The organism is Micromonospora sp. 050-3 (assembly GCF_046549335.1).
GTDB classification, from domain to species: domain Bacteria; phylum Actinomycetota; class Actinomycetes; order Mycobacteriales; family Micromonosporaceae; genus Micromonospora; species Micromonospora trifolii.
On record NZ_JAJPVX010000002.1, the window covers coordinates 1369101 to 1383726 of the forward strand.

Genomic DNA, 14626 nt, shown 5'->3' on the forward strand with positions numbered 1-14626 from the left:
TACGCACCCGCGAGGGACGCCGAACCCTTTGCCCAAGAGAGTGGCCCGCCTCAATTAGGCCCAGCCCTCGCTAAAAGAGCCGACTTGACCGGTCGTGCCGCTTTCCCTGCTTGGAATAATAGGTGGAAACCAGGAAGTCCGTGATTCGTTGAATATCCCGAGGGGTGTTCTGAACATCGTTCCACCGGCGCGGAATTCCGTCGCCGAGGTCCCAGGTCCCCTCGGTCCAGCGACAGTAATCCTTGACGGTCTTCAGTCCCGTGGCAAATCCCTGAGTATCCGGAACATCGCTGCCGCTGCCGCTGCCGCTCGTGTCGGCGATGGCGTCCATCAGATAGCCCATGCTGATGATCCCAACGCCATGCATCAGCCGCGATTTGCGAGGGGGCTTACCCCACGCATCCTCACCGAACACATCTCGCACTGCGGTCCAGAAGTCGCTCAATACGGTCACCATCAGCCCGATGTTGGGCAAGGTGCTGTCGCTGCCACGGAAGCGATACAGAGCGCCGTCCGAGATGCTGTTCTCGAGCATGCGCAGCATGGAGTTGTCTTTGATGACGCCGGCAGGATTCGTCGGCGTTTGAATCATGTGACGCAGCGGTGAACGCTCGTCGAAGTTGAGGCGCTCAAGAACCGTCGCGGGGAGTTGCCGTACACGCAGCTGGTTCGGCAGCGGGCCAGATGCGGCCGGAAGCAGTTCGTGAATGAGGCCCTTTGGAAGCGGCTTGGTCGAGTTCACCAGGATGAACTGCGATCGGTGGTCAGCCTGGTCGGCGGTGATGAAGGCGGTGACGCAGATCGGGAAGGTCTCGACGCCTGCGTCTCGGATAGCGGCACAACGCTGCTGGCCGTCCACGATGAAGCCTGGCTTGTCGGCGTCCTCCCAATCTTCGCTGACGGGTACCAGGAGGGTCCCCGAGCGCACGTAACCTGGGCCATCAGTAGCGGCGTCAGCCGGGACGAAGCGAACTCGGTCATCGAAGGCCACGACGATCGCATTAGGCAACAGAGGGCTCTCGGCGGACTCCACGTAGCGTCGGATCGCCGCCACGTGTGCGAGGACCTCCGGCCGTTGGTAGCCGTGTAGTTGCTGCTGGTTGTCGCGCCGAACACGTGAAACTGCGGCAAAGGACGGGACTTGCTTCCCGTCCACGGCGAAGGTGTAGAGACGGCGATTTGGGCCCTGCCTAATCTCGAGAGCGGGGAGATGTAGCACGTTCGGTTGGTTCCCTACCTCCACCGTGCCGCCCTTCCTACCCTGCTTAGTCACGATCGTCTGCTCCAAGCTGCCGGCGCACTCGCTGGCCGAACACGTGTAGGTTGTGGAAGCCCCGACGCTTGTTGCGCTCGGCGCCACGAAAAATGATCACTTCAATGCCCACTGACACACAAATTGTGCAGTCGCAGGCCCGCCATGGCTGGTTTTCAAGCGTGTCGCGGTATTGGCTCGTTCTATCCGCCTTGCGATCCCATAGGGCGCTATAGCTCACGAGAGCCTCTAGGGCGGCGTCCACGTCGACCTCGTCCTGATCGAACTGGCGAAGGCGGGCCAACGCGGTACGTTCCAATTGCATAGCTTGACCTTGGCTGATTTCGCCAGAGCGAATTCGAGCTTTCAGTTTTGCATTCCCGTCAACTTGGGGGACGCGGAGCGCCACGAAAGTGCGTTGGGGGGCATAGTAATTGTCACGGTCATCCTTGAAGGCCTGGCGGAACGGTGACGTGCTATCGAAGCTTGTCACGCCGTGGCCAGCGAAAGTCCGAATCTCTTCGCAACGACTGATCCCCAGGAGATGTAACTGCGTATCGGACTCCCGTACGGCATCGATGGCGCTCAGGCAGGCGAGGATGTCCTTTGTCTTGAGCGGCACCATGCCGCCGAGTGCTATGCGCCGGTACCCAATCCGTTGCAGTTCCACCACAGCGGATGCATAGGACTCCGGGCTCCAACCCTGAGCGACCCCGAGCGGAATGAAGTGGACATCACTAGCGCTGCAACGCCGCCAAAACTCGGCGGCCAGTTCGAGAGTGATCTGTTGACGGCGAATCCACTCAGCGGCAGCATCATCAGTACGAAGCACCTTCGGCTCATACTGAAAGATGACGTGGTCGACGGAGATGCCGTAGTCGAACCCGCACCCCTCGTAGAAGCTGACCACCTCTTCGACGGTATAGGGCGGGTACTCCTCTCCAACGTACGAGAAAGCTCCGCAGTCACCCATGATCTTTAAAGGGGCGCTACCGTTGTCGAGGCGGAAGAAGTCCCGCGCCCCTTGCCTGTACAGCCTGTGGCGCTGGGGCCCGGTGTATTTGCCTGTGCTGGAGCTGGCGGTGCCGTCCACGATGGCCTTCGACACCAGGAGGCCGTTGAACGGCGGCGGCTTCAGCACTTCGTGCGCGTATAGATCGTCGCGTTGGCGCACCCGGAACGGGTCGCGTTCCTCACTGAGGAAGTCGAACGTGGGGTCTACCTGGTCCTGGCTGTCAGGAAAGAAGAACTTCACCGAATTCCCGCCCGTTCGTTCAGGTAGACGCGGATGAGGTAGTTGGACAACTCCTGCACATGGCGGGACAGGTTCTCAATCTCGTTCCACCGAAGGTTGAGCTCGTCCCACCTTCCCCCCGTCCACTGGCAGTGCGGGGCAATCACCGCGAGGTGTTTGCTGACCAGTTCGGGCGCCTCGGGAAGACGGGCATCCACCGTGCCCAACACTCGATCCATCAGTCGTCCCATGGCCCGTATGCCTGCTCCGTGCATGAGCCGGCTCTTGCTCGGCGGCTTGCCCCATGCGTCGGGGAAGGTGTCACGGACCGCTGACCAATAGGTGCAGAGTGCCTGGAGAATTCCGTCGAAGTCGGTCTCGTTGCGGGTGACGTCGCGGTAAGGGAAGAGGCACCCAGCCGGCGAGGTAAGGCTCTCCTGGATCATCTCGACGACGACGGTATCGGTGATCACCGCGTTCGGTGCCTGCTGCCGGTTGGTCGATGCCCGTTTGATTAGCCCGTAGAAGGGCGAGGCCTTGTCGGCGTTCAGGACGTCGCACAGTGCCGACGGTGCCTTCCGTATGGCGAGTCGGGGAGGTAGCGGGCTGTCGACCTCCGGCAGGAGTTCGGTCACCAGGCCACGCGGTAGCGGGCGGGTGTTGTTGATGCGCAGGAACTGGTCGCGCTGGAAACTGACGCTGTCCGCCACGAAGGCGGTCACCGGCACCGGAAACTGCTGCCGCTGGGTACGGGACAGCGCGAGGGCTCGCTGCTGTCCGTCCACGATCCATGCGGGCTTGGGCTTGCCGGGTTGCGTCAAGGGAATGCTCAGTAGTCCGGAGGTGGCGAGTCCATCCGCGGCGCCCGGTCCTCTGCTCGACTGAAACCGTACGTTGGAGGACAGAGCCAAGATGATGGGATTGGGAAAGAGGGCGGCTTCGCTGTCGAGGTAGTCGACGATCTCTTGTATGTGTTTCCGCACCTGCGGGCGTTGGTAGCCGATCAGCTTTCCGGCGTCGTCCCGACTGACGCGGGAGATGTCCGCGATCTGCAGGACCTCTTCCGCTTGCAGCGTGAAGAGATAGAGGGCCGGGGTGCCGGGCTGGGCGATTCGCAGGGCGCGGCGCGCGATGGTCTTGGGATCGTGTGCGGGCGGCATCAGCAGCGCACATCCAATGAGATCTCATCGAACAGATGTTTGAAGCGCGCCTGCTCGCATGACTTGCCGGAGTCCCTTAGCTGTCGAAGCAGGCGCGTTGCCGACGTTGGCCTGGCGCCTGCGAGCGGCCGAATGAAGGCCCTGACCTCGTCGTCGCTCATGCGCTCACGATTAGCCCGAGGCGTTGGCGGGGGTGCGGTGGCCGCAAGTTCATGGGCCAGAGCGCGGAGGTGGGACCTGCGGTGCGTAGCGGGGTCCGCGGAAACGAGGCTGACGAGGCGCTGCGCGACCCGGACGTTGAGGGCGAGCAGGCTGCCGCCGACCGCCGGCCTCATCCGAGCGGTCACCCCGACAACCAGTTCGTTCAGGTCGGGATCTGCCTGGGCCGGTCCGACGATCGTCAGCCGTTGCGGGTCGCGTAGCTGCCTCGCCGCCCTGCGGAGATCGTCACTGCACGGCCGAAGGTAGGTGTCCGACAGGACTGCGATGATCGTGTCGTGGGGGTTCGTTCGGGCGAGGTCGTAGAACGACCGAGGTGCGCCGGGATCGGGACCCACCCACTCGCTAAGCCCGCGCCACCAGTCGAGGTTCTCGGTCGAACTCCGCCCGACCGAGTCGCCATCCCGCAATCCGAAGGTCGCGGCATAGGGGCGGACGTGCGCGGTAGCAGGAATCAGTCCGTACCCGGCCGAACAGACCCAGAGCTGCGCTTCCACGCGTACAGCGGTGGCCAGTTGGCGCGCCGCTGCCCAATGTTCGCCGGCATAGAGTGACGTCGCGGCAGTGGTAGGTCCGCCGGGTTCGGACAGCCGTCGAATCCACTCCGTGAGCCTCTGCCTTGGCAGGTAGTTCGACAGGTTTCCAATGCGCAAGCCCGGAGGCACCGGAAGATTCTTGCGGTTCGCGCAGGTCACGACGATGTGAACGCGCGGCGGCGTTTCCGGCGGGCTGTCATCCACGGACGCGCCCGATCGATGCTCGTCGGTCGTCGCTTCCGTCACGGGGCATCGCCCCGGTAGACGGCACCCGAGGTGCAGGTCTCCCTGACCATAATGGCCGACAGCGGCAGTCGATCGATAAGCCTCCCCCAGATCCACTGCGCCAGCACCTCGCTGGTCGGGTTCTCGAGCCCTGGCACGTCGTTCAGGTAGTAGTGGTCCAGTTGGTCCAGGATGGGCCGGAATGCCGCCTTGACGTCACCGAAGTCCATCACCCATCCGGACGACGCTCCGACCTCGCCACGCACGTGCAGTTCAACGCGGTAGGAGTGGCCATGGAGGCGAGCACACTTGTGCCCCTCGGGCACGTGCGGCAAGCGATGAGCAGCTTCGAAGGTGAACTCACGGAAGATTTCCATCAAGCAATCCCGATGTATTTGTGTGTCTGGAGACTCAAAGACCATTGAGGATGGGCGAGGCAATAGCTGATGGCAGCCTGCGTGTTCGCGGCTTGGTTCGGTCCGTCCATGGGTTGAAGGAGAAAGTGAGCGAAGCCCAGACCTTCGAATCGATCAGGCTCCGCGCCCGGTTGCGGGTAGACGAGCTTGAGATCGTCACCCTCGGTGAGGATTAGCTCAGCCCCAGCCTTCGGACTGACGCAGATCCAGTCGACGCCGGCGGGCGCCGGCCGCGTCCCGTTCGTTTCGATAGCTACCTCGAAGCCCTCATCGTGAAGTGCCTCGACTGCGGCAGCGTCGAGTTGCAGTAGTGGCTCGCCGCCAGTGCAGACGACGTACGGCCTGCTCTTCGGGTGGGCCGCACCGGCCCATGCCTTGGCGACGGCTGCGGCCAGGTCTTGAGCGGACCGGAAGCGGGCGCCTCCCGGCCCGTCAGTACCTACGAAGTCTGTGTCGCAGAACTGACATATGGCCCGGTGGCGATCTGCTTCGCGGCCAGTCCAGAGGTTGCAACTTGTGAACCGACAGAAAACCGCGGGCCGCCCGGCGTGGGTGCCTTCGCCCTGGAGGGTGTAGAAGATCTCTTTGATGCGGTACGTGGATCTCATGAGAGGCTGCCGACGGCGGGGTCTGACATGCCGAGTTCGGCGAAGCCCCGGGTGCGAAGCAGGCAGGAGTCGCAGGTGCCACACGGCCGGCCATCGACGGGGTCGTAGCAACTGTGGGTGAGCGAGTAATCGACCCCGAGGCTGAGGCCCAGCCGAATGGTGTCTGCCTTCGTGAGGTCGATGAGGGGAGTGTGGATCTTCAGCCGCTGACTGCCCTCGACGCCAGCCTTGGTGGCGAGGTTTGCCATCCGTTCGTATGCCTCGATGTACTCGGGGCGGCAGTCCGGGTAGCCGCTGTAGTCGAGGGCGCTTACCCCAATGAAGACATCGGAGGCCCCAAGGGTTTCCGCCCAGGCAAGCGCGAACGACAGGAAGATGGTGTTCCGAGCCGGCACGTAGGTGATGGGGATCTCGCTCCCGATCTCCTCGGCGCTTTCGTGGTGAGGCACAGCGAGGTCGTCGTCGGTCAGCGCGGAACCGCCAAAGATTCTGAGATCGATGTCCGCGACGACGTGGCGGGTCGCCCCCAGAGCCTTCGCGACCCGTGCGGCGGCTTCGAGTTCCACGGTGTGCCGCTGCCCGTAGCGGAAGCTGAGGGCGTTGGCTTCGAACCCCTTGTTGGCGGCTACAGCGAGGGCTGTGGCCGAGTCGAGACCGCCGCTTAGCAGTACTACGGCTGGGGGCTTGGATGCCGACATCTGAGGCTCCTCGCTTCGTCGATGGTCGAGAAACTGCAGTAGCTTGTTCCGCCGGTGATGCGCAGTTACTGCTCGCAGGTTGCGTCACGTTACCCGAGTACTGCGCGTTGTTGAAAGGTGGCCAGGGCGTGTCCTTCGCGCGCTGCTAGACAGGGCACACGGCATTGGCTGCGGACCGGCCGACGGGCTGAGTCGGCGGGAAGTGCTCTCGCTTCGCCCCACGTGATACCGGCCTCTGGCCGGATGAGGGCACGGCCGAGTGCACCCAAGCGTCTCGACAGGCGTACCGACAGCCCAACCGTCTGGTCCTACGGCTACGAGGCTCACGTCAACCTGGGGAGGCATCCCGAAAGGGCGCCTGGGCCACTGCTGGCGGCACTGCTCACCGAGTGGAGCGGCCAAAGTCACGCCCAGCCCGCCCTTAGTCGTGCGGCCTCCCGCCGACCGCTGACAAAGCCTCTCATCGACCCCGATTTGGTCGACGGTAACGCCTTCCTGGATGCCGACATGGCGTGCAGAACCTTGCTGGTCCCCGAGCGGCCAGCAAGGTCGGCGACGGGAGTTCGATGCATCGACTGGTTCAGCCGTGCCCGTGGTGCGGCCTGGATTGACGCGGCATTCTTATTCCGACCAGTCCGCGCGGTTACGCGCCGGCCGCCGCCGAAGCTTGGGCGATGCAGATTCCCCGGGTCTGCCTCCGCGCCCGAACAGTCGGTAACCTGCTTCGCCGACGCTCTGACGCGGTTCTGGAACCCAAACAGCTTGCCGTGTCGGCACCCGATCACGGCCCTCTCCTCGACGTGCCCAACGATGGGCGGCCTACCGGGGACGCCCGCAACGGTGCGGCGGCTCGATAACGTCGATAGGAAGCCCCCTCAAGACCGTCGCGTCGACCGCAGCGCCTCGACGACCACGCTCCAACGCTCCGGCCCGTTCACCGAGTTCAACGGCTTCCCATCCGCGACGACCACGCCGGCAGAGCGCAGCACCGCCAGGTGGTCCGCATATCCCGGATGGGCAGCTAACTCGGCCTTGACGTGCGGAAACGCGATGATTGGCAGCCCCGCTCCCAGCGACTCGTTGAGGACGCCGAGCGCCAGGGTGTCGTTGATGCCCAACGCCCATTTCGTCACCGTGTTGAACGTGACCGGCGCGGCCACCACCACATCAGCGGGCGGGTGCGGCTCCGGGTCGCCGGGCATCCGCCACCCCACGCGTACCAGATAGCCGGTCTTGTCTTGAAGCGCGGCCCGGTCGAGCCACGGCGCGGCGGTCGGGCTGGCGATCATGCACACCCGCCACCCGTCGTCGATCAGGAGGTCGACCAGCTCGCCGATGTGCTCCGCCGGACCCGCTGCGCAGACGACCAGATACAGCACCGGGCGTTCCTTCATGCCCGCAGTCTGCCCGATTCGACCGCCGCGACGTCGAGCGCATACCGATCGGGCATGCCGCCAACGATCACCGTGACATACCGTTGTCCCTGCTCAGCCGCGACAGTAGAAGCGTGGCGCCGGTTCGGGTGCGTTGTCCCTGGAGTTACGCCGGCCACTCAACGGTGCAACTCCGCCCCGGTGCCATCCCATTCGTCAACGTCTTGAGGTCGGAATGCCCACCTGATCGACGATGACCACCCGGCTCACGTGGGCCTGACGCCGCCCGGAAGTTGGTCGACGTTCGGGCCGCCGGTGGCTTCTGTTGCGCCCTCGAAGATCGCCGACCCGGGTTGCTTAAACACCGCGACGCGCTGCTCGCTGCCCGGCCGCCCGCTCGCGCCGCCGCCCGGCCTGCGGTCAGGAGTAGGTGTCGCCGAACTCGCGTACCCCGTCGACGTCCAGCGTGATCCGGTCGTTAGCGGTCCACTGGCCGGTGGCGGCGAGCCAGCTCGGGTCGTCGCGTTCGTCGATGGTGCTCCAGCTGTGCCGGTGATGCCGTAGCTGGATCGGCCCGGTCGACTGGCCCGGCGCGAGCGTGCCGTCGGTGAAGGTCAGCTCCACCCAGCCGGGGACCGGAGTTCCCGGGGCCGGATACGGCGGCGCCGGCGTCGTCATCCCGGCGGGCGGCCCGCCTGGCGGGATGAAGAACTGCACGGTCTGCTGGATCCGGTCACAACCCAGCGCTGCCCAGTCGCAGTTCGGCACCAGCGAGGTGTTGCCGCCCTCGAAGCGCAGGTGGTAACGCACCCGCACAGTGCTCAGGTCGAGCGGCCCGGTGCCGGTGTTGGTCACTTTCAGGAGGTGCTGGATCTGGTTGTTGGTGGGGGACCAGTCCAGGTTGAGGTAGCTGACCGTCGCGCGGCCAGCCGCGGTGCGCACGGTGGTGGTGGGTGAGGTGTCGGAGTAGCCGCCGAGCGCGCGGGCGGCAACCGCTATCCGGTACGTCGTGCCCGGTGCGAGGTCGGTCAGCGTGATCGTGGTGTCGGTGGTGGAGCCGAGGAAGCGGTACGTGTTCGGGCCCAGCGGCACCTGCACCTCGTAGTTGATCGGCTGCTCCGCGCCGGGCTCGACCCAGGCGGAGGGCGACCAGCTGAGGGTGAGCTGATGTGGTTCGTTGGCCACCACAGTGGGGGCGCCCGGGGTGCTGATCGCCGGCCCGTCAGCGCGGGCGGCGTTCACGGCGAGCAGGCTCGCCAGCGCGGCGAGGGGGATGGTGGCGGCGACGCGGCGAGCAGGCATGACCGAATGGTATGCACAAACATCGATGAATGAGCATCGTCCGTCAGTCCAGAGACATCGAACGCGGGTCCAGTCCGTTACGCGACGTAGTCGGCTTGGAGATAATGCCTGGTCGGCCGGCTACCTAGCGTGAACCCGTCATCACGAACGGCCTCGACGTCGGCGTCGCACCTGCCGCCCCCGTCCGGCCACAGACGGGAGAAACACATGCGTACTCAGAACAAAAGCCGGCGGTACGGAACCCGAGCGTCAGTACTCGTGCTCGGTCTTGTCGCGACCGGAGCGGTGCTCGTCCCGGCGAGCCCGGCGTCCGCCGCGGTCCCCGGTCTGGTGCGGGTCGCCGCGACCAGCGTCAACAACTCGGCCGACTACCACAGCGTCACGGCGACCTGCCCGGCCGGGAAGGTGCTCACCGGCACCGGCTACGAACTCAACGGCGTCACCGGCGAGGGCATCGTCGACGACCTGCGCCCCAACGGTGGCGTCGCCACGGCACCGACGGCGGTCACCGTCGGCGCCTACGAGACCGAGGCGTTCGCGGGGAACTGGTCGGTGACGGCGTACGCGATCTGCGCCAACCCGGTGCCCGGCCTGGTCCGGGTCTCCGCGGTCAGCGTCAGCAACTCGGCCGACTTCCGCAGCGTCACGGCGACCTGCCCGGTTGGGAAGGTGCTGACCGGGACCGGCTACGAGCTGAACGGCGTCACCGGTGAAGGTGTCGTCGACGACTTCCGGCCCAACGGTGGCGTCGCCACGGCACCGACAGCTGTCACCGTCGGCGCGTACGAGTCGGACGCCACGGCCCTGAACTGGTCCGCCACCGCGTACGCGATCTGCGCCAACCCCCTCGCGGGCCTGGTGCGCACCTCGGCCGTGGGGGCCAGCACCTCCCTCGACTTCCGCAGCGTCACGGCGACCTGCCCGGTCGGGAAGGTGCTGACCGGCGCCGGCTACGAGCTGAACGGGGTGACCGGCGAGGGCATCGTGGACGACTTCCGCCCCAACGGCGGCCCCGCGACCGCCCCGACGTCCGCCGCGTCCGGCGCGTACGAGGAGGACGCGTTCGCCGGGAACTGGTCCGACACGGCGTACGCCATCTGCGCTCTGCCGTAACACCAGCCCATTGGTGGTGGCCGCCCCGCACGCAGGGCGGCCACCACGCGTGGCTATCCGCACCCGGCCCGTCCCGACAGGCCAGGATCCGTCAGTGCTCGTCCGGCCTCACGGATTCCAGTAGACGAGGACGCTGGCCTGGTCGAAGCGTCGATCCTTCAGGTCGGCACGCTGGATCACCCAGTGGATGGTCGCGCCGCCTTGTCTGCCGCCGTGGAACTCGGCCAGCAGAACCCAGTCACCATGGTCGGGCGGCCCACCACCACGCACCGGCCCGTCGGAGCCGGACCGGCCCGAGGGGTTGGCGCCCAACCACGCGGGGTTGAAGCCGTTGCAGTCAGTGCCGTAGCCGCCCAGCAGCAGTGGCGTCGTCCAGCCTCCGAAGGAGAACATGCCGCCCGGCGCGTCGCCCAGGACGTCCTGCCACACCTTGGTCATCTCTTCGAACAGGGGATCTCCCGGCAGCGGCGGAGACCACGGGGGCCCCGGGATCGTCTTGACGTAGGGCAGAGATATGTCGACAGTGAGGTGCAGATCGCCCTGCGGGATCTCCGCGTAGACCTCGGCGAACTCCTCGTCGTCCGGAGGGAAGTCAGGCGGATACTGCTCTCGCTCCTCGACCGCCACGCCTGCCGGCACATACCTGACCTCGCCCCAGCCGCTCTCTTCGGGCCAGCCGAACAGCAGCAGTTGGCCGTCGGACGGTAGCGGAAGGTCGGTCACGTCTGCCGGAAGAGCAGCGCAGTCGATGGTGGCGATCAATGGGTACTCGGGGTCCTCGGCGTCGACCGGAAGCATCACGGGCCCACGGATGGCGCCCACGACCGGCCCGTCACCCCCCTGTGTCAGGAGCGCCGACGGGCGGGCGAGCCCCAGCCAGCGCTCCACGTCGGCAGCGGGGATGTCGCGGCGCAGCGCCTCGGCGCGGACCTGATCGAGGATCTTCACGTTTCGGGGAAGCACGGGAGCACCGTAGGTCAACAGTGCGACGTTCACGACCCCGCCGGATGCTGGCCGCCCGGAAGGCAGGCGCCCTTGCGGTCGATACCGCGATTTGCTGTCGGCGGGCGGCGTGTGGAAGCGCCCGGCCATAGCGTCCGAACCACGGATTTCCGTGAGCGCGTGATCTGTGGGAGGCGATGCAGACGACCGAAGGTGTGGTGTTACCGGGCGAGCGGGCCCCGGTCACCGTGAATGTCGACCGCTGGCGGGCAGGGCTGCCGCCGGATGTGTGGCCCGACACCCTGCCGGCGAGCGGGGAGCTCTGGCGGCGCGACGTCTTCGCGGCGGCCGAGGCGTACCGGGCGGGGTCCGCGAGCCCACGGCAACTACTGACGGCCGTGCTGGTCTGGGCTTACGGCCCCATCGGGTACGGCCCGTGGCGCGCCGCCAGGTCGCTCGACGCCGATCCGGACGGCAAACGCCTGGCGTACGCGCTGGAAGAGGTGTCCACCTCGGCGCCCGACGAGGACGCGCTGCTCACGGCGTACCGCCGCTTGCGCGACCCGGACCACGCCCGTCTGCCCTGGTTGGGGCCGGGCCTGTTCACGAAGGTCCTCTACTTCGTCGGCTACCGGCGCGGGGTGGGCGGGGTGCAGCCCCTGATCCTCGACCGTGTCGTGGCCGGTCTGCTCCCCGTCGAGGCGGGTGTCGGCAGGCGCAACGGCTGGTCGTCCGAGGAGTGGCTGGCCTATCTGCGGTGGGCGGCCGAGCAGGCTCGGATCAGGAGAGTGGAGCCGGACGCGGTGGAGATGGCGGTCGTGCCCGACCGGTGAGGTGGCTATCGGGCGGCGCGTAGGCGGGTGTCCAGCGCGTCCAGGTCGGGAACGAACCAGATCTGCCCGCCCTGGTTCGACTCGTGCACCAGGGCGCGCAACGCGGAACTCTCCGCGAGCTGCGCCGAGATGTCGCCGACGACGGCCAGCCGCACCCGGTAGTTGACGAACTTCTGCATCACGTCGCCGGCGAAGCGGGTGCCCAGCGAGAAAAAGCGTGCGTCGAGTCGGTTGGCCGGCACGGCCACCACCTGGGCGCCGAGGAACGCCGCCCCGATCAGGTCCAGCGCGTCCTGCTCGGTGGCCACCGGCGGCCCCGCCGGGTCGCAGACCAGCACCGGCACTCCGGCGCGTTCCTGGATCTCGTCAGACATCGTGGACCTCCCTGTCGAGCAGGCCGTTGCCGGCGTTGAGGACGGCGTCGAGCAGGTGCAGCAACTCGGCGGTGGCGGCCGGGTCACCCAGGATGATGATCTTCAGGCGAAGACGTTGCTCGTCGTGCACGATCTGCACCCGCAGCGGGTTGGCCTGGTCGTGGCCGGTGTTGGCACTGGTGAGCACGAGCGTGCCGAGCCGGTCGGCGGCGGCTCTGTCGACACCGTCGATCTGCACGATGCTCGACACTTCCGCCTGCCCGCTGACGGGTGTGGCGGCCGGGGCCTGCCCGGTGAGCGCGTCGAGATCGCTGCCGGCGATCCGGTACTGCTTGCCGATCCGCACCGCGCGGAGTCGGCCCGAGCGGATGTAGCTACGCACGGTGCGCACGTGCAGGTTGAGCCGGTCGGCCACCTGCTCAACTGAGTAGAGTTCTTCCGTCATCGCTCCCTATCCTACTCATATAGGGAAGGTTGAGGAGTGATAGGGCCGACTCGTTGGCGACCTCAGCTCCAAAAGGCTCCACGTCATATGGTTCCCAGCCGTCGGCGGTGGTCAGGTCGCTGCGGACCGGAGGGTGTCCGCGACCGGACGACGTGCGGTGGCCAGAGCGGGGATGGCGGCGACCGCGGCGACCGCGAACAGGACTCCGCCTGCCGCGGTGAGCGTCCAGGAGGCGGGCGGGTACCGCTCCCCGTCGAAGAGCAGGTACAGCCCGATGCCGAAGGGGACCCCGGCTGCGACGCCGGGTACGGCGGGGAGAAGCTGCGCCACGGCCAGCCCCGTGCCGGCCTGGGCGGGGGTCGCGCCGAGAGCGCGGGCGACCGCCAGCGGGTGCCGGGTGTCGAGGACGGCGGTCCAGGTGCTCACGATGGTGTTGAGCAGCGCGAGGAAGCAGGCCACCCCGGCGACGATGAGCATGGCCTGGAGGGTTCGCTCGTTGCGGGGGTCGGGAAGTTCGGAATAGCCCAGGTTCAGTGGATCGTCGTCCTGCGCCAGGATCGTGAGGACGGCGGCTAGCGCGGCCGTGGTGATCAGGGTGTTCACCGTGACGAGCCGGGCACGGTGTGGCCGGCGCGCGTTGATGCGTACCCCGATCAGCAGTGCGGTGGGCAGCCGGCGCGACAGCCAGATCGTCCAACGCCGACGACGTGGTGGCGTGGTGGCGTCGGCCAACGCCTGGACGGTGCTGGTGGCCGCAGCGCGTAGCACCGGCCCCAGGGTCGCCGCGACGGCGATCGCGAGGGCGAACGCGGTGGCGGTGACCACCACGCGTAGCGGCGGGTACACGCCGACGGAGCCGACGAATCCGGCGCTGGGACGGAACAGCAGGGGCGCCGCGAACCAGCCGATGGCCAGGCCGGCCCCGGCGGCGGCGAGCGCGACCACGAGGTACTCGGCCAGGTGGACGGCGGCGATCACGCCGGGCCCGGCGCCGACGGCCTTGAGCAGCCCCACCCGGCGACGCCGGGCGATGACCCGACCCGCGACGATGCCGGCGACGCCGACCACCGCGAGGCCGGTCAGCAACCAACTGCCGACCAGAAGGGCCGTCTCCGCCTGCCGGTTCTGCCGACCACTGCTGGTGGCGATGTCGTCCATCGACCGGAAGATCCAGCCGCGGAAGCGGGGATCGCCGCCGGACGGGTCAACGACCTGGACGCCGGCCTGTGGGTCGACCAGTTTGAGGTTCAGGGTGTACGACAGCGGCTGTTTCCCGGCGAGTGTGGCGATGTCGCGGTGATCGACCCAGACCAGGCCGCCCTTCTCCACCAGGTTCCCGCCCGGCAGGTGCCAGTGGACCTGCGGGTACACCGGCCGGGCGGCGGTGACCGCGAACCCGGTCACGTACAGCGGGTGATCGTCGATGGTGATCGTGTCGCCGAGGCGCAGGCCGAGGGCGTCGGCGAAGGTGCGCTCGACGACCACGCCGCCGGGGCGTACCCAGGTCCCGTCGGTCACCGCCGGTCGATCGACGGCGGCCGGGGTGCTGTCGCGGCCCTCGACGATGACCCGGACGGTCGTGTCGCGGGCGGTCATCGCCAGGAAGGCCAGCGGGAACGGTCCGCTGTGCTCGGTGACCCCGGGCAGGGTCGTCAGCGGGGCGAGCGCGTCCAGAGACTGCGGCCCGGGGAAGCCCGGCTCCACCACCAGGTCCGGGCCCGCGGTGGCGGCCCGGGTCCGCTCGTACGGGCGGGTAACCAGCTCGTTGAGGGTGAGGCCGAGGGTCAGCGTCGCGGTTGCGGCGGTGATCGCGACCAGCAGCAGTACGTTCTCGGTCCGGTGCTGACGCAGGCCTCGTATCAGCAGTCGCCAGATGAGCAGCAGGCGGCCAGCCAC

The 14626-nt window shown here is 67.2% G+C and carries 15 protein-coding genes; 2 read left to right on the forward strand and 13 right to left on the reverse strand.

From position 1 onward, the window contains the following. Positions 1 to 70: 70 nt before the first annotated feature. The 9 genes from dbpB (ACLJOK_RS21345) to ACLJOK_RS21385 all read right to left on the reverse strand — a co-directional run bounded on the left by dbpB (ACLJOK_RS21345) (position 71) and on the right by ACLJOK_RS21385 (position 9023). On the reverse strand, positions 71 to 1273 hold the full coding sequence (gene dbpB / locus ACLJOK_RS21345) for a DGQHR domain-containing protein DpdB (RefSeq protein WP_410820453.1): 1203 nt from the start codon (positions 1271 to 1273) through the stop codon (positions 71 to 73). Beyond that, positions 1266 to 2507: a tRNA-guanine transglycosylase DpdA gene (gene dpdA, locus ACLJOK_RS21350; RefSeq protein WP_410820454.1), complete on the reverse strand. Its 1242-nt coding sequence runs from the start codon at positions 2505 to 2507 to the stop codon at positions 1266 to 1268. Before dpdA ends, dbpB (ACLJOK_RS21345) begins: the two co-directional genes overlap by 8 nt. Continuing rightward, the gene (gene dbpB, locus ACLJOK_RS21355; protein ID WP_410820455.1) at positions 2504 to 3646 is read right to left on the reverse strand and encodes a DGQHR domain-containing protein DpdB; all 1143 of its coding nucleotides are present in this window, start codon (positions 3644 to 3646) and stop codon (positions 2504 to 2506) included. Before dbpB (ACLJOK_RS21355) ends, dpdA begins: the two co-directional genes overlap by 4 nt. Continuing rightward, on the reverse strand, positions 3646 to 4647 hold the full coding sequence (locus ACLJOK_RS21360; RefSeq protein ID WP_410820456.1) for a hypothetical protein: 1002 nt from the start codon (positions 4645 to 4647) through the stop codon (positions 3646 to 3648). Before ACLJOK_RS21360 ends, dbpB (ACLJOK_RS21355) begins: the two co-directional genes overlap by 1 nt. After that, the gene (queD, locus tag ACLJOK_RS21365) at positions 4644 to 5003 is read right to left on the reverse strand and encodes a 6-carboxytetrahydropterin synthase QueD (protein ID WP_410820457.1); all 360 of its coding nucleotides are present in this window, start codon (positions 5001 to 5003) and stop codon (positions 4644 to 4646) included. The genes ACLJOK_RS21360 and queD overlap by 4 nt, the downstream gene beginning before the upstream one ends. Then, positions 5003 to 5650, reverse strand: coding sequence for a 7-carboxy-7-deazaguanine synthase (gene queE / locus ACLJOK_RS21370; protein ID WP_410820458.1), 648 nt, complete (start codon positions 5648 to 5650; stop codon positions 5003 to 5005). Before queE ends, queD begins: the two co-directional genes overlap by 1 nt. Beyond that, on the reverse strand, positions 5647 to 6348 hold the full coding sequence (gene queC / locus ACLJOK_RS21375; RefSeq protein WP_410820459.1) for a 7-cyano-7-deazaguanine synthase QueC: 702 nt from the start codon (positions 6346 to 6348) through the stop codon (positions 5647 to 5649). Before queC ends, queE begins: the two co-directional genes overlap by 4 nt. 875 nt (positions 6349 to 7223) lie before the next feature. Next, positions 7224 to 7742, reverse strand: coding sequence for a flavoprotein (locus ACLJOK_RS21380; RefSeq protein WP_410820460.1), 519 nt, complete (start codon positions 7740 to 7742; stop codon positions 7224 to 7226). A gap of 399 nt (positions 7743 to 8141) precedes the next feature. Further along, positions 8142 to 9023, reverse strand: coding sequence for a fibronectin type III domain-containing protein (locus ACLJOK_RS21385; protein ID WP_410820461.1), 882 nt, complete (start codon positions 9021 to 9023; stop codon positions 8142 to 8144). Positions 9024 to 9281: 258 nt separating this feature from the next. Here ACLJOK_RS21385 and ACLJOK_RS21390 point away from each other — a divergent pair, with 258 nt between their 5' ends. Beyond that, positions 9282 to 10136, forward strand: coding sequence for a hypothetical protein (locus ACLJOK_RS21390; protein WP_410820462.1), 855 nt, complete (start codon positions 9282 to 9284; stop codon positions 10134 to 10136). 108 nt (positions 10137 to 10244) lie between these two features. On the opposite strand, the gene ACLJOK_RS21395 is transcribed toward ACLJOK_RS21390, so the two are convergent. After that, on the reverse strand, positions 10245 to 11099 hold the full coding sequence (locus tag ACLJOK_RS21395; RefSeq protein WP_410820463.1) for a hypothetical protein: 855 nt from the start codon (positions 11097 to 11099) through the stop codon (positions 10245 to 10247). A 176-nt stretch (positions 11100 to 11275) separates the two neighbouring features. Here ACLJOK_RS21395 and ACLJOK_RS21400 point away from each other — a divergent pair, with 176 nt between their 5' ends. Continuing rightward, positions 11276 to 11911 (forward strand): hypothetical protein, encoded by a 636-nt coding sequence (locus tag ACLJOK_RS21400; protein ID WP_410820464.1) that lies wholly within the window; start codon positions 11276 to 11278, stop codon positions 11909 to 11911. A 5-nt stretch (positions 11912 to 11916) separates the two neighbouring features. On the opposite strand, the gene ACLJOK_RS21405 is transcribed toward ACLJOK_RS21400, so the two are convergent. From ACLJOK_RS21405 to ACLJOK_RS21415, 3 genes are all read right to left on the reverse strand, one after another. Then, a complete protein-coding gene (locus ACLJOK_RS21405; RefSeq protein ID WP_410820465.1) occupies positions 11917 to 12285 on the reverse strand; it encodes a DUF4180 domain-containing protein in 369 nt (122 codons plus the stop codon). Beyond that, positions 12278 to 12730, reverse strand: a complete 453-nt coding sequence (locus ACLJOK_RS21410) for a helix-turn-helix domain-containing protein (protein ID WP_410820466.1) — start codon at positions 12728 to 12730, stop codon at positions 12278 to 12280. Before ACLJOK_RS21410 ends, ACLJOK_RS21405 begins: the two co-directional genes overlap by 8 nt. Before the next feature lie 111 nt (positions 12731 to 12841). Further along, positions 12842 to 14626, reverse strand: a complete 1785-nt coding sequence (locus ACLJOK_RS21415) for an FtsX-like permease family protein (RefSeq protein WP_410820467.1) — start codon at positions 14624 to 14626, stop codon at positions 12842 to 12844.

What these genes read in the sequence shown, in the direction of transcription:
- dbpB (WP_410820455.1), bottom strand. Translation starts at nt 3,646, where the DNA reads ATGCCGCCCGCACACGATCCCAAGACCATCGCGCGCCGCGCCCTGCGA.
- queC (WP_410820459.1), bottom strand. Translation starts at nt 6,348, where the DNA reads ATGTCGGCATCCAAGCCCCCAGCCGTAGTACTGCTAAGCGGCGGTCTC.
- ACLJOK_RS21410 (WP_410820466.1), bottom strand. Translation starts at nt 12,730, where the DNA reads ATGACGGAAGAACTCTACTCAGTTGAGCAGGTGGCCGACCGGCTCAAC.
- queD (WP_410820457.1), bottom strand. Translation starts at nt 5,003, where the DNA reads ATGGAAATCTTCCGTGAGTTCACCTTCGAAGCTGCTCATCGCTTGCCG.
- ACLJOK_RS21380 (WP_410820460.1), bottom strand. Translation starts at nt 7,742, where the DNA reads ATGAAGGAACGCCCGGTGCTGTATCTGGTCGTCTGCGCAGCGGGTCCG.
- queE (WP_410820458.1), bottom strand. Translation starts at nt 5,650, where the DNA reads ATGAGATCCACGTACCGCATCAAAGAGATCTTCTACACCCTCCAGGGC.
- ACLJOK_RS21400 (WP_410820464.1), top strand. Translation starts at nt 11,276, where the DNA reads ATGCAGACGACCGAAGGTGTGGTGTTACCGGGCGAGCGGGCCCCGGTC.
- ACLJOK_RS21385 (WP_410820461.1), bottom strand. Translation starts at nt 9,023, where the DNA reads ATGCCTGCTCGCCGCGTCGCCGCCACCATCCCCCTCGCCGCGCTGGCG.
- ACLJOK_RS21405 (WP_410820465.1), bottom strand. Translation starts at nt 12,285, where the DNA reads ATGTCTGACGAGATCCAGGAACGCGCCGGAGTGCCGGTGCTGGTCTGC.